At 58.3% G+C, this 14,338-nt stretch carries 13 protein-coding genes and 1 tRNA gene; 6 read left to right on the top strand and 8 right to left on the bottom strand.

Going from position 1 to position 14,338, the window contains the following annotated elements; genetic code table 11:
• The first annotated feature begins 4 nt into the window (after window positions 1-4).
• Window positions 5-1,231: an NAD(P)/FAD-dependent oxidoreductase gene (locus GRI41_RS11950; protein WP_160605207.1), complete on the top strand. Its 1,227-nt coding sequence runs from the start codon at window positions 5-7 to the stop codon at window positions 1,229-1,231.
• On the opposite strand, the gene queG is transcribed toward GRI41_RS11950, so the two are convergent.
• A complete protein-coding gene (gene queG, locus GRI41_RS11945; protein ID WP_160605206.1) occupies window positions 1,215-2,291 on the bottom strand; it encodes a tRNA epoxyqueuosine(34) reductase QueG in 1,077 nt (358 codons plus the stop codon). The two genes, GRI41_RS11950 and queG, sit on opposite strands and share 17 nt — an antisense overlap.
• A gap of 98 nt (window positions 2,292-2,389) precedes the next feature.
• On the opposite strand from queG, the gene GRI41_RS11940 reads away from it, so the two are divergent.
• The 4 genes from GRI41_RS11940 (at window position 2,390) to msrB (ending at window position 6,704) form a co-directional block, all read left to right on the top strand.
• Window positions 2,390-3,370 (top strand): ABC transporter ATP-binding protein, encoded by a 981-nt coding sequence (locus GRI41_RS11940; RefSeq protein WP_160605857.1) that lies wholly within the window; start codon window positions 2,390-2,392, stop codon window positions 3,368-3,370.
• Window positions 3,370-4,632 (top strand): ABC transporter permease, encoded by a 1,263-nt coding sequence (locus GRI41_RS11935; RefSeq protein ID WP_160605205.1) that lies wholly within the window; start codon window positions 3,370-3,372, stop codon window positions 4,630-4,632. Before GRI41_RS11940 ends, GRI41_RS11935 begins: the two co-directional genes overlap by 1 nt.
• A 153-nt stretch (window positions 4,633-4,785) precedes the next feature.
• The gene (locus GRI41_RS11930) at window positions 4,786-6,123 is read left to right on the top strand and encodes a cytochrome P450 (RefSeq protein ID WP_160605204.1); all 1,338 of its coding nucleotides are present in this window, start codon (window positions 4,786-4,788) and stop codon (window positions 6,121-6,123) included.
• 83 nt (window positions 6,124-6,206) lie between these two features.
• On the top strand, window positions 6,207-6,704 hold the full coding sequence (msrB, locus tag GRI41_RS11925) for a peptide-methionine (R)-S-oxide reductase MsrB (protein WP_328600555.1): 498 nt from the start codon (window positions 6,207-6,209) through the stop codon (window positions 6,702-6,704).
• Window positions 6,705-6,707: 3 nt separating this feature from the next.
• Here the strand turns inward: msrB and GRI41_RS11920 are convergent, their stop codons facing one another.
• The 7 genes from GRI41_RS11920 to GRI41_RS11890 form a co-directional block, all read right to left on the bottom strand.
• Complete coding sequence (locus tag GRI41_RS11920) at window positions 6,708-8,474, bottom strand: hypothetical protein (protein WP_235901269.1); 1,767 nt, start codon at window positions 8,472-8,474, stop codon at window positions 6,708-6,710.
• Window position 8,475: 1 nt separating this feature from the next.
• Entirely contained in the window at window positions 8,476-8,886 is a 411-nt protein-coding gene (locus GRI41_RS11915) for a GtrA family protein (RefSeq protein ID WP_160605203.1), read from the bottom strand.
• A gap of 92 nt (window positions 8,887-8,978) precedes the next feature.
• A complete protein-coding gene (locus tag GRI41_RS11910) occupies window positions 8,979-10,604 on the bottom strand; it encodes an NAD(P)/FAD-dependent oxidoreductase (protein WP_160605202.1) in 1,626 nt (541 codons plus the stop codon).
• 81 nt (window positions 10,605-10,685) lie between these two features.
• A complete protein-coding gene (locus tag GRI41_RS11905; RefSeq protein WP_160605201.1) occupies window positions 10,686-11,354 on the bottom strand; it encodes a PilZ domain-containing protein in 669 nt (222 codons plus the stop codon).
• Between the two features lie 153 nt (window positions 11,355-11,507).
• Window positions 11,508-11,592 (bottom strand) — tRNA-Leu (locus tag GRI41_RS11900).
• 100 nt (window positions 11,593-11,692) lie between these two features.
• Window positions 11,693-11,974: an integration host factor subunit beta gene (locus GRI41_RS11895; RefSeq protein WP_160605200.1), complete on the bottom strand. Its 282-nt coding sequence runs from the start codon at window positions 11,972-11,974 to the stop codon at window positions 11,693-11,695.
• Window positions 11,975-12,129: 155 nt separating this feature from the next.
• Window positions 12,130-12,471, bottom strand: a complete 342-nt coding sequence (locus tag GRI41_RS11890) for a GntR family transcriptional regulator (RefSeq protein WP_160605199.1) — start codon at window positions 12,469-12,471, stop codon at window positions 12,130-12,132.
• Between the two features lie 215 nt (window positions 12,472-12,686).
• On the opposite strand from GRI41_RS11890, the gene GRI41_RS11885 reads away from it, so the two are divergent.
• Window positions 12,687-14,330, top strand: coding sequence for a peptide MFS transporter (locus GRI41_RS11885; protein WP_235901216.1), 1,644 nt, complete (start codon window positions 12,687-12,689; stop codon window positions 14,328-14,330).
• The last annotated feature ends 8 nt before the right edge of the window (window positions 14,331-14,338 follow it).

Raw genomic sequence — 14,338 nt, 5'->3', positions numbered from 1 at the left:
GCATATGGATCATTCGGACATCATTATCGTCGGGTCGGGACATGGCGGCGCACAGGCTGCGATTGCACTGCGCCAGAACGGCCATGAAGATTCGATTACCATAATCGGCCGCGAGCACGTGCATCCTTACGAGCGCCCTCCTCTTTCGAAGGAGTATCTGGCCGGAGAGAAAGAGTTCGAACGGATTTACATTCGCCCGCCCGAGTTCTGGGCAGACAAGAACGTGGATGTCCGGCTTGGCAATGCCGTGCTCGAAGTCGATCCCGTGGCAAAAATGGTATTGCTGAGCGACGATAGCAAAATGTCTTACAGGAAGCTGATTTGGGCGACCGGTGGAGATGCGCGCAGGTTGTCTTGCCCCGGCGGCAATCTGGGCGGCGTCCATACGGTGCGCAACAGCACCGACGTCCAGCGGATGATGGCCGAACTCGAAGCCGGCGCACAAAATGCGGTTGTTATCGGCGGCGGCTATATCGGGCTGGAGGCCGCTGCCGTCTTGCGCAAGATGGGCCGCAATGTTGTGCTGCTCGAAGCCCTACCGCGCGTGCTGGCGCGGGTCGCGGGCGAAGAATTGTCGGCCTTTTACCAGGAAGAACATCGCGCGCAGGGCGTGGAAATCCGGCTCGAAGCCGCGGTTGAAGCAATTCTTGGCGAAGGCGACAAAGTCACCGCGGTCAGATTGGCAACGGGTGAGGAGATTCCGGCCGATATGGTGATCGTCGGGATCGGCATTGTTCCCTCGGTCGGCCCGCTAATCGCAGCGGGTGCAACCGGCGCGAACGGGGTTGATGTTGACGAATTTTGCCGGACTATCCTTGATGACATTTACGCAATCGGCGACTGCGCCGCACATGCAAGCGCCTTTGCCGAAGGCGAAGTCATCCGCGTGGAATCGGTTCAGAATGCCAATGATATGGCCACCACGGCAGCGAAATCGATCATGGGCGACAAGCAGCCCTATCGCGCTTTTCCATGGTTCTGGTCGAACCAGTATGATTTGAAACTGCAAACCGCAGGCTTGTCGATCGGCTATGACCAAACGGTGCTGCGCGGCGATCCGGCGGACCGCAAGTTTTCGGTCCTTTATCTCAAGGACGGCCGATTGATCGCACTCGATTGCGTCAACAATGTAAAAGATTACGTCCAGGGCCGGAAGCTGATCGAAGCCAAGCTGTCACCCGATCCCGCGATACTGGCAGACACAGAAGTCCCGCTTAAAGAGCTGCTGTAAGCTCTGCCTTTGCCCAGTCTGCTGCCTCGGCAACGGCGGGGTCGGCATCGCTCTGTAAGGCTTCAACCTGGCCCAGCAAGCCGGTGTCGCCGCTATTGCCTGCGGCAATCAGGCAGTTGCGCACAAAACGGTCACGCCCGATCCGCTTGATGGGCGAGCCCGAGAACAGTGCGCGAAACGCTGCATCATCCAGATCGAGAAAGTCGGACAAGCGCGGTTCGATCAGTTCGTCCCTTGGGACAAAGGCCTTATGCCGCGCTGCGCTATCGGCGAATTTGTTCCACGGGCACACCGCCAGACAATCATCGCAGCCATAGATGCGGTTTCCCATGGCTTTGCGGAACTCAGAAGGGATCGGCCCTTTGTGCTCGATGGTCAGATAGGAAATGCACCGCCGCGCATCCACCACATAGGGCTGCGGAAAGGCGTCGGTCGGGCACGCGTCATGACACGCAGTGCATGACCCGCATTGATCGCGGTGCGGTGCGTCCGGCTCGAAAGGTACGGTAGTGTAAATCGCGCCGAGGAACAGCCAACTGCCATGTTCGCGGCTGACAAGGTTGCTGTGTTTGCCCTGCCAGCCGATGCCCGACGCTTCGCCCAGCGGCTTTTCCATGACCGGTGCGGTATCGACAAACACCTTGAGCTGCGGCTCCTCCAGCCCTTCTTTCTTCGCTTCGGCGACCAACCACCGCGCCAGCGCCTTGAGCGCTTTTTTCACGGTATCATGATAATCGCGGCCCTGCGCATAGACAGAAATCCGTGCTTTGTCGGGATGTTCCTCCAACGCCAGTGGATCGATTTCGGGCGCATAGCTCATGCCCAGCGCAATCACGCTCTGCGCCTCGGGCCACATGCTGTGCGGTCCCTGACGCACATCAGCGCGATCGGCCATCCACTCCATCGAGCCGTGATGGCCGGCCTCTATCCATGCGTGCAATCGCTGCGATCTTTGCGGATCATCCGCTGCACTGGTGAACCCCACGCTGGCAAAGCCCAGCCGCTGTGCTTCGGCGATCAGGCGATGCTTAAGCCCAACAATTACTGGCGCGTTAACCATGATTGGGGTTACTCCCGTTCACATGCAGCGCCTATCCGGCACGCATGGACATGCCGCTAAGCGATACACAGCCAGAATACAACGGACTGGACTCGACCATGAATGACATCAGCCAGCCCGCAGACTCCCATTCGAAAGACCTGCGCCCGCTCGCGATTGAAGCGCGCGGGCTGATTAAGGACTTTGAAGGCACACGCGCGGTTGACGGTGTCGATATCTCGGTGCCCGAAGGGGCGATCTACGGAATTCTTGGCCCCAACGGTGCGGGCAAGACGACCACACTGCGTATGCTGCTGGGCATTATCGATCCCGATGCCGGTGTGCGCAAAGTGTTCGGCCACGACGACCCGCACCAGATTGCCAAGTTGATCGGGTATCTGCCCGAAGAGCGCGGGCTTTACCCCGCAATGAAAGCGCATGAAGCGATCGGCTTTATGGGCGCGCTGCGCGGGCTTCCTTTGGAAGAGGGTAAGGCACGCGGGCGCGAATTGCTGGAAAAACACGGCCTGGGCCATGCAGCCGACCGCCAGATCCGCCAGCTGTCGAAGGGAATGGCGCAGACAGTCCAACTGCTTGGGACTTTGGTCCACCAGCCCAAGCTGGTTGTGCTCGACGAGCCGTTTTCCGGGCTCGACGCGATCAACCAGGGCAAGCTCGAACGGATGATCCGCGATCTGGCCGAGAGCGGCACGACAGTCATTTTTTCGACCCATGTTATCCATCATGCCGAACGGCTTTGTGAAGGTGTCGCAATCATTGCGGGCGGAAAAGTTCCCTATGCCGGTTCTGTCGAAGCGGCGCGCGATCGCATTCCTGCGCAGGTCCGCCTCGAGACGCGCGAACGCGAGGGCAAATGGCGCGATGCACTGCCCGCCGATGTTCGGCACGAAGGTGATTTTTGGAATTTCTCGCTCCCCGAAAGCGGGATCGAGACCTTGCTGCGCGCGCTAATCGAAGGCGAGGCGGGTATCCTCTCGCTTTCCATCGAACGCGCCGGATTGCACGACGCCTTTGTCCATATTGCAGGCGAAGCCGCGGCACGCGCGCTCGAAGCCGACAATGCAGCGGAGACTGCGTAATGAGCAACCAAACCCACGAAGCTTCGCGCCTGTCCACGCTGCAAGCAGCCTATGTCATCGCGCGCCGCGACTTCCTCGCGATCCTGTTTAGCCGAGCGTTTCTGTTCTTCCTGCTTGGACCGTTGTTTCCTATTGTCGTCGGCGGCCTGGCGGGCGGTATCGGTAGCGAAGTCCAGCGCGAAACAGCCGTCGCGGAAATCGGTATTGCGATGAACGCAGCTGATACGGCGGACATGATCAGCTCTGCCGAAGCGATGCGCGAGAATATGGGCAGTTACATCCCGCCGATGGTCGCGCTGACCGACGAACAGCGGGCGATGGAGCCGGCCGAGATCTTGCGCAATCGCGTTGGGAATTACGCAGCGATCGTCAGCGGCACGCCCGAACAGCCGACGCTGACAGCGCCCGAAGGCCAGATTGACAAATGGCGCGGCCAGGTCGGACTTGTCGCGGCCAGCAACCTTGGTGATGCACCCCGCAAGTTCCCTGAACTGACACAGAATGTCGTTCAAACCAGCGGCGCATCCGAGAAGAGCGACCGGATCAAAACCGCGCAAGGCGGCCAGATGCTTCTGTTCCTTCTCACCATGTTGCTTGGCGGGATGGTCCTTTCAAACCTTGTCGAGGAAAAAGGCAACAAGATCATCGAAGTTCTCGCCGCGGCTATCCCGATGGATGCAGTATTCTTCGGCAAGCTGTTCGCGATGCTGGGCGTGTCATTCGTCGGGATTCTGGTTTGGGGCGGTGTAGGCGGACTGATCTTTCTGGGCGGCGGTGCTTCGCTGGGAAGCTTTGCCGCCCCTGCCGTCGGTTGGCCGATTTTCCTGATGCTGGGCGTGGTCTATTTTGCGATGGGCTATCTGATCCTTGGTTCGCTGTTCCTCGCGATCGGATCGATGGCCGCGACCGTGCGCGAAGTGCAGACACTGTCGATGCCCGTCACAATGCTGCAATTAATGGTGTTCTTCTTCGCGACTTACGCCATGGCGAAACCGGGCTCGACCATCGAGCTGGCAGCGGCGATTTTCCCGTTCAGCTCGCCCTTTGCAATGTTGGCCCGTGCCGCCCAGGATGGCGCGCTCTGGCCGCACGCGTTGGCGATTGCTTGGCAGATTGTGGCCGTCACGATCTTCGTGAAACTTGGCGCGACTTTGTTCCGCCGCAGAGTGATGAAATCGGGTCCACGCGGTGCAAACACCAAGAAATGGCGCTTCTGGCACAGGAAATCGGCTGCGTTGGCCAGCGCGGAGGCCATTCGGTAGTGGAGGATTCGTTGCAAACGATCCGCCAACCACGGCAATTGGTAAAATTAAGTCGCAAATTGCAACGCACTATTGACATTGGAGTAAGTAAGCGCAGGATAGGATCATAACGCTGAAGCCCGAAGACAGGGTGCGGCGAAGGAGAGATATAGAATGGCAACGATCGCCCCCGGACGCCCCGAATGCCGAACTTCACCAACCGCCTATGAGGCGCTGCAAAATCACTTTGCCGAGCACCCTGAAGAACGTCCCAAACATCCGCACAAGTGGGATGTAAGCCGGTCGGATATCTATGCCGACAACACATGGCACCCGATCTTCAAGGAGATGCGCGATGCCGGGCCATTGCATTACATCCCAGAAAGCCCGTTCGGGCCATACTGGGCCGTCGTCGGCCACAAGGCGATCCAGCATATCGAGGCATTGCCCGACGTGTTTTCATCAAGTTGGGAGCATGGCGGAATCACCATCCTCGAAAGGTTGAGCGACGAGGAACTCGAAGAAAGCGACGCCGACCGCCGCGATCTGCCGATGTTCATCGCGATGGACCGTCCGCAGCATACCGGCCAGCGCCGCACCGTTGCGCCCAAATTTACCCCCAGCGGCATGGCCGAAATGGAAGGCGAGATACGCCAACGCACCGGAGAATTGCTCGATTCTCTTCCGCGCGGCGAGGTGTTTGACTGGGTCGACAAGGTCAGCATCGAACTGACAACCGGCATGCTGGCCATCCTGTTCGGTTTCCCGTGGGAAGATCGCTGTTTGCTGACCTTCTGGTCGGATTGGGCAGGCGATACCGAGCTTGCCACCGTGCGCGAGCTGGACGAAGTTCGTTGGAGCCTGCTTCATGAAATGGCAGCCTACTTCCAGTCGCTATGGATCGAGCGCACCCATGACAAAGAGCCGGGTGACGATCTCATCTCGATGATGATCCATTCAGAAGCGATGAACCAGATGAGCCCGGAAGAATTTATGGGCAATCTGGTGCTGCTGATCGTCGGCGGGAATGATACCACGCGCAATTCGATGAGCGGATTTGTCTATCAGCTGGACAAGAACCCGGAGCAGCGCAAGCTGTTCGAACAGAATCCCGATGTGATTCCCAATGCGGTGCAGGAAATGCTGCGCATGCAGACCCCGTTGGCGCATATGCGCCGCACCTGCACCGAAGATACCGAAGTGTTCGGGCAGACGATCAAAGCGGGCGAGAAAGTGGTGCTCTGGTATCTCTCGGCCAATCGCGACGAGCAGGTGTTCGACAATCCCGACAAGCTCGACCTGACGCGCGAAAACGCCCGCCGGCATATCGCCTTCGGATACGGTATTCACCGCTGCGTCGGCGCCCGTCTGGCAGAACTGCAATTGCGTGTGCTGCTCGAAGAAATGCACAAACGGCGCATTCGCGTTCATGTCGCGGGCGATATCGAGCGCGTGCGGGCGAATTTCGTCCACGGATTCCGCAAGCTCGAAGTCGAATTGACGCAGTTCTGACGGCCAATCCGCCGCCGGATGAAACCATTCGGACCTCCAGAGCGTATATAAGGGTAGATGTCTCTTCTCGAGGAGGAAAAATCGTGCCCGAAGCTCAATTGCATTCGCGCCGGTCGGTTGTCGCTTGGCTTTCCGCGGGCGCGGCATTGCCCGTTCTCGCCGCATGCGGCAGCACGCCAGCGGAAGCGAGGAATTACCGTGTCAAGCTAAGCGATGCGCAATGGCGCAAGAAGCTGACGCGGGCAGAATACCGGATCTTGCGCGAAGCAGGGACCGAACGGCCGTTCAGCTCACCCCTGGACAAGGAGAAGCGCAAGGGCACTTTCATCTGTGCCGGATGTAACAACCGCCTTTATTCCTCGTCGACCAAGTTTGACAGCGGTACCGGCTGGCCCAGCTTCTGGAAACCGCTGCCCGGCGCGATCGTGACCGCAACCGATTACAAGATCGGATATCCGCGCACAGAGGTGCTTTGCGCGGATTGCGGTGGGCATCTGGGGCATGTTTTTAATGACGGCCCCAAGCCAACAGGAAAGCGGTATTGCATGAATGGCACCGCTATGGATTTTGTGCCCGCGTGACCTTTACTCGCGGACCCGCCAGACGCGAAATTCCTCTGGCCCGCCGACTTCGACCGGTTCGAGCCAATCGGGCGCTTCGCCGGCGACCAGCTGCGCGGCCAAGCCTTGTGGGTTGGCGGCGGTGAACAGGCGTGGCTCAGCCAGATCTGTGCAGATCACAATATAGTCTGATTCATGCGCCGCCACGATTTGTCGCGCCTCGGCTTCCGGGCTGGTGAATGCCAGTATGACATCGCGCATCGACTCTTCTGCCCGGTGGTGTCCTGTCGCTGCCACCGCGTGATGGCTTTTGACCAGAATCGCCGGTCCGATATCAAGCGGTGCAAATATTGTCCCTTGGGGCAGCGAATTCAAAGTGAGCGCCTGGTTGCGAATTTCGCAGCTTGATTCTTCGACCAAGACCGTCTGCACATTGCCCGATTCCGGCATCATCAATTCCGCCACTGCGACCGGAGAAGAAGGCAAGAGCGCCAGCACAATGGCCCCCAAGGCAGTGAGCTTGGCCGCCAATCCCCGTGCGCGGTTCAGACGTTTGAGTAACCGCGTCGCCAGCCAGCCGATAGGAATCGCGGCAATGACTGCGGCAAAGGCAGCCGAACGCCAAACGAACAGCGAAAGAAGGATGCTCGCTGCAAGCAATAGCGAATATTCGATCCACCATTGGCGCAGCCAGTCGCGCGAACGCACAGCCAGCACGATCGCGGTAAACAGCCCGATGCACAATTGAACAAAGCTGGGCAGAGCATAGGCCAGCTTCTGTTCCCATAGAGGGCGCCCCTCGAGAACATTGATGTACCAAAAATCGCGAACCAGCGGATCAAGCGCGGCGAAAGGTGTCATCAAGCAAGTGGGGGATGACAGGCCGAAGAATGCCAAGCCCGCCGCACCAGCCGCTCCGAACGCACCGAACAAGGCGAGGCGCGGAATTGCCGGCGCCGCAGCGATCAGCCCGGTACAAACTGCAGTGATTGCAAAGAAGCCCAGATGCGCGGGCGCGATGACATCGCAATGCTGCGCCAGATCAGCGATCCCGCGCGTTGCGAAAAAGGCCGCGATGAGACCGAGCGCCAAGGCCTGCATATAGCCGACCAACCACCAGCGGTCCTTATGATCGCGAAACCAACGCAGCGCCAGAATGCCGCCAAACGCGGCGACCATCGGCAGAATTTCCAAGGAAATGGTCGCGCCCACCGCCATCGCCAGTCCGGCCAGCGCGCCGCCTTTCCAGGCGCTGCGCAGCGAACATGCCCACAGCGCCAGAACGACGGTGAAGATTTGCCATCCATGGTGGTCAATCCGCATCGGCTGAAGCTGGAAAACGATCGGCGCAAACAGGGCCATGCACAGGCAGGAGATTCCCGCCACATCGACATCGAACAGGCGCCAAGCAAGCCGTCCAATGACAAACAGGATGGCCCCCAGCGTGACAAGCGGCACGATAATCAGAGCCGCAGTTTCCGCCGCAGGCGCTCCCACAAATGGGGAAAGGGCCAGAATGACCAGCGCCAAGGGAATATCGACCAGCCGCGACCAATGCATCAATGTGCCGTCCGGTGGATCAATCCGGTACTGGTGCAAATCGAACCAGCCCTGCCCGGCCAGCAGATCGCGCACCTGCACAAGTCGCAAGGCATCGTCAGGGTCGGGAAACTGGCCCTGCAGCAAACGCTGCATGCCAACCGCAAGGAAAATCAGCGAGACAACGCCCCACATCACCGCGATGCGCAGGTTAGGGCGCTCATGACCGCGCATACGGCGATCGGTTTGCATGTCAGTCACCAGCCCGGAAAACCACGCGGCTGCGGAGCCACCAGGTCAAAGCAAAGCTGGCCACAATCGCCAGCAGCTTCGCCGGACGGGGATCGAAGGCAAGCATATCAGCACCGCCAACAATTGCGGTGGTGAGCGCAAGCCCCGCCAATGCCGAGACAACGAACAGCGCTTTCTGCTTTGTTCGGCCCGCACCGCGCTGCGCCACGGTATCGGTGAAAACGGTGCGGCTCGACAGGATCCAGTGCGCGATAATACCCGCGCTATATCCGATTGCGGAAGCTATTGCGGCTTGCGCATTGGCTGACAGCAGCATCAGGAATACGCCGACATCTACGGCCAGCGCTCCGATGCTTGCCAGCAGATAGCGGAGCAAGCGGACATCGCGCATTTTTAACAGCAGATCGGTCATTGTAGTCATAACTCCCTGTCAGAACGGAAGGGAAGATTACCATCCCGCGCCGGCCCCCTGACCGCGCGCGGGATGGCTCTCCCCCAAATCCGTTAGGCGACCTTGCGGTCGTCCCCTGCTTCGGAGGCGTCTTCGGGCTTGATCCGTTCGGGCACACCGCGAAGCGAATTCAGCGCAGCGGCCTGATCTTCGGTGATTTCACCGGGTTCGGTCTCACGCGCCGGAATCGCTTTCTCGGCACCCTCGTCACCCGCTTCGTGATACTCAGCATCCTCGTTGACGCACCAGGTGTCGTAGAGACGCTTGCCAGCTACGATGTTTTCAGTGGTCAACATCGCGGTCATCATCGCGTGATCCTGGTTGTTGTAGCGGTGCATGCCATTGCGGCCGACCAGATGCAGCGTCGGGAATTTCTCTTCCAGTTCGGCGCGCATTGCTTCGACATTCGCGGCGTAATCTTCGTCATAGACCGGATAGGCTTTTTCCTGGCGGACAACCGCACCGCCGATCACATCTTTGGGATCGCAAAGGCCGAGGATTTCCATTTCCTTTTTCGCCAGTTCGACAAGGTCGTCATCGCTCGATGCCCACAGTCCGTCGCCTTCGAAACAGAAATATTCAAGACCGACACAGGCCACATCTTCGTCGGGCACCATTTCTGGCGACCAGCTGCGGAAGTTTTGTACGCGGCCCACCTGGACCTTCTCGTCATGGATGTAGATCCAGTTATCGGGGAACAGATCTTCCGATTTGATTTTGAGCGCGACTGTCAAGAAGTCGCGATATTTGAGATTTGACGCGTTGAGCGTGGTATCCGGCAAGGGGTGCAAACGCGCCGCCAGCTCTTTCATCGGTGCAGAGCTGATTGCGTCCTTTGCCGTGACAACAATCTTGCCGCCATCGCTGTTGGTCGCACTCATGCGCCAGCCATTGTTGCCATCGCTAGCCAATTGCTCAAGCCCGTGGCCCATGATGATATGGCCCTTGCCGCTGGCGAGAATTTTGTCGCGTGCGGCATCCCACATCATTCCGGGGCCAAGGCGCGGATAGCGGAAGGTTTCGAGCAGGGTCTTGGCGGCCTGGCCATCATTGGGTTTCTTGTTGAGCCCGAGCGAACGCTTCAGGCCATCAACAACCGCGCTCCATAATGACAGGCCTTTGATCCGCTGGGCTGCCCAGTCTGCGCTCATTTCGTCGCAAGGCATGCCCCATACTTTCTCGGTATAGGTCTTGAAGAAGATCGAATAGAGTTTCTGGCCGAACTGGTTGGTCGTCCAGTCTTCGAAGCTCTTCACTTCGGAAATCGGAAACAGCTTGTAGCGCAGATAACTGACCATACAGGCGGTCGAGCGCAGAATGCCGAGATTACTCAGCGCTTCGAAAGCACGCAGCGGGTATGAGTAGAACTTACCCTCATAATAAATTCTACTCATACGTGGGCGCTGGATGAAATCATCGGGGAGAATTTCATTCCACAGATCGACCACTTGCTGGCTCTTCGAGAAGAACCGGTGACCACCAATGTCAAACCGGTACCCCTCATGTTCTACTGTGCGGCTGATGCCGCCAACATAGGTTTCGTCTTTCTCGATTATCGCGACCGATTTGCCCTGTTTGGTCAGCAAATAGCCTGCGGTAAGTCCTGCCGGACCCGCCCCGATGATGGCCACATCAACATTGAGTGTCTTGGGCAGTTCCTGAGATGCAGTGTTAGTCATTTTTAACCCCCGGTTAGAATGTGTGATCCGGAGGTGAAGGAAAATGGTTAGGAGAAGGTTAACTCCGCACGCAAAAAGCGACTAGCACGCCGGATTTACCGGGGTCGGCTGGAAAGCGCGGGCGATTTTGCTGCCGGTTTTTTGGCGCACATGGAGATTGCGGATCAGCTGGGCGAGCTCGGCGAGCGAAAAGGTCGTGTCGAAGATCAACCCGTAAATACCGGGCTTGCGCCACCGGACACGCGCATCAATCTCGGGCAGGCCCAGCGCATCGATGCGGAGCATCTGGTCTATCAGAAGGTTGCTGGCGCATTGAATGTTTCCGCCCTGTCGTGACAAATTGGCCATTTTGGCCTGCAATTTGATTCCATGCGTATGCAGCACAACCGGCAGATCGAGATCAAAGCGCAAATCGCGTCTGGGATAGTCGCTCAACCCCATCACCACGGCATCGACATTGATCGGAGTATGAAACTGGAACCCTGCGCCTTCATCCGTCTGCCAGACCATATCGGCCGCCTGCCGGTCACCTGACTGGAACTCCACCGCTATCCGTTTGCCCTGATCCAGCGGATGGAAGCTGCGGATACTAAACCCGGTGGCCGAGATATCGCGGATCACGCACAGAAACTGTTGGTCATCTACGATCAGCTTGGCTGTCCGGATCAGTAATGTGAAACGCGGAGCAACCCGGTCTTCGACATCCACCAGCATCTCCGGACCTTGGAGCATTTCCGGACTACCGCGCATTCATACCCCCAAAACCAACCATCAGCCCGCTGCGGGCATCGGTTACAATCGGAGTAACACCTATCTGCTATTAACCGCCTATCCGCTGACTAGGGGCGATTGCGTAGGGGCGATCAAGCGCCAACGCTGGCTTGTCGTGCCGTAAATTGGGGATGGTACGGGTGACTGGACTCGAACCAGCACGATCAAAGATCAGGGGATTTTAAGTCCCCGGCGTCTACCATTCCGCCACACCCGCACAGAAGAACAGCGCCCTAACCGCTCATGCGGAAAACGCAAATTATCGATATCGTGAAATTGCGGCCATCGGTGCGGGCTTACCCGCCGCGGCCGATCGCTTAGCTCGGGTTGAGCCGCTCGCGCATTTCTTTGCCCGGTTTGAAATAGGGCACACGCTTGGCCGGAACCGACACTGTTTCGCCGGTGCGCGGGTTACGGCCGGTGCGGGCATCGCGCTCCCGCGTCGAAAAGGCGCCAAAGCCGCGCAGCTCGACACGGCCGCCTTCGGCCAGCCGTTTGGTTATCTCGTCAAAGAAGATATCGACCACCTGTTCGACCTCCTCCGCGCGTAAATCGGGGTTGTCTTTCGCCAAGGCTGTTAAGAGTTCTGACCGTATCATCTCGTCTCCGTTGCTCCCAGACCACCCTGACGGGCAAATCTCCCAGCACAACTATTGCTTACAGCACGACCCGGGGCGCTTCTTGCCAGAGACTGGCCAGCCGCGCAACATCCCTCGAAAAACTGCGATAGCACAGCGCAACCGAATCGGCCAAATCAGGCCGATTCAAGCAAATCCGCGGGATTGATCCCCAAACGTTTCATCCGCGATTGGATTTCTGGCCACTCTTCCGAGATAAACTGATCGCGTTCCGAACGGCGGAGCTTGGCCGCAGCACCATCGACAACATACATGCCAACCCCGCGCTGGACCTCGACCAGTCCGTCGGTTTGGAACTGCTGATAGGCCTTGGCGACAGTGAGCGGATTGGCCCCCTGTTCGGCGGCAAAGGCGCGCACCGATGGCAGCATGGCGCCTTCTTCATATTCGCCCTCGATGATTGAAGCGGCGATCTGGTCGCGCAGCTTGAGATAGACGGGGCGCGATTGCTGGGTCATGCCAATTCCTCAGGGGGTTTCCTCATTTCAGGTGCATCAGTGCCATAATACACTGCGCCGCGTCAAGGCCACCAAGCCCCCGCCCGGGCGCAGAAAATTGCGGTTTCGTATGAAACTATTGCTTCACAAGGCCGATTTGGACGCTAGTGTGCCGCCTTTCAGCCCTCCAAAATGGGAGAGGGGGCGTTACAATCAATTGAGGGGGCCGCACGCCCATGCATGAGTTCATTTTCACCTTCGATTCCGCATTTGAGATGTGGGCATTCTGGGTCGCAGTTGTCGCATTGGCAGGGTTTCTGCTGGGCGGCCTGGTCCTGATCACGCGGCCACAGGCCGAAGTTATCGGCCACCCCAAGGGCCTGTTCCTGCTTTTCATGGCGGAGATGTGGGAGCGTTTTTCCTACTACGGGATGCGCGCGCTGCTGATCTTCTACCTGATCCAGCATTGGATGTTTGCCGAAGAAAAGGCCTATGTAATTTATGGTGCGTATACCGCGCTTGTCTATATTGCTCCGGTTGTAGGCGGCTATCTGGCTGACCAGTATATCGGTCAGCGCAAGGCCGTGCTGTTCGGCGCCGTGCTGCTGACATTCGGTCACTTCTTCATGGCATTCGAAGGCGGCGGCGGGCAGAACGACCCGATGATCAATGTGTTCTGGCTTGCGCTGGCGCTGATCATTGTCGGCTCTGGTTTCCTGAAAGCCAACATCTCGGTAATCGTCGGTCAGCTTTATGACCGGACCGACATCCGCCGCGATCCTGCCTATACCATCTTCTATATGGGCATTAATGTCGGTGCGGCGACCGCTTCGATCATTTGCGGCTTCCTTGGCCAGACCTACGGTTGGGAATATGGCTTCGGACTTGCCGGTGTCGGTATGCTGATCGGGCTTATCTTCTTCATCATCGGCAAACCGCTATTGCTTGGCAAGGGTGAGCCTAAAGACCCGGCCAAAATCGCAGGCGGCAAGGAATGGGGCATCTACGGGGCGGGCCTCGCGATGGTCGCGCTGTGCTGGCTCGCGATCCAGTACCAGGATATGGTCGGATATGTTCTGGGCGCATTTGGCGGCGGTCTCGTCCTCTATGTGCTCTACACTGCAGTTGCGAAACTCCCATCCGAGGAACGCGATCGGATTTTCGCAGCGATGTTCCTCATTCTTGTCTCGATCGTGTTCTGGGCATTGTTCGAACAAGCCGGGTCGTCGCTCAACGTCTTCACCGATCGCCATGTCGATACGCAGGGCGTGAACGCATCGATGTTCCAATCGATCAATGCGATCTACATCGTGCTTCTGGCGCCGCTCTTTGCGATGCTTTGGCAAGGTCTGGCCAGCAAAGGCGCAGAACCGTCAACGCCGATGAAGTTCGGCCTGGCGGTGATCCAGGTTGGCCTGGGCTTCCTTGTGCTGGTTTGGGGAGCCGAGAGCGTTGGCGTGAATATTCCAACGCCAGTGATCTTCATCTTCCTGATCTACTTGCTGCATACAACCGGCGAGCTTTGCCTGAGCCCGGTTGGTCTAAGCGCCATGAATCGCCTATCACCCGGCCACATGGCCTCGCTGATCATGGGTACTTGGTTCTTTGCATCGGCAACCGGCAACTTTGCCGCAGGCCTTATCGCATCGGCCACTGGCGGCGAAGGCGTTGGCGAAGAGGCTGGTAAGCAGCTGGTTCTCGACGTGTATAGTACGGTCGGTTGGTATGCGGTTGGCATCGGTGTCGCCGTTATGGTCATCAGCCCGCTGATCAAGAAGCTGATGCATCTTGATACGCTGAAAGATGATGCACTCGAAGGCGAGGCCGAAGCCGGTTTGGAAGCACAAGAGGGTGGCGTTCACCCGGCGACCAAAGCCTGATCTGACAA

The organism is Pontixanthobacter aquaemixtae (assembly GCF_009827395.1).
Classification (GTDB): domain Bacteria; phylum Pseudomonadota; class Alphaproteobacteria; order Sphingomonadales; family Sphingomonadaceae; genus Pontixanthobacter; species Pontixanthobacter aquaemixtae.
This window is presented reverse-complemented; position numbering and strand designations above follow the sequence as displayed.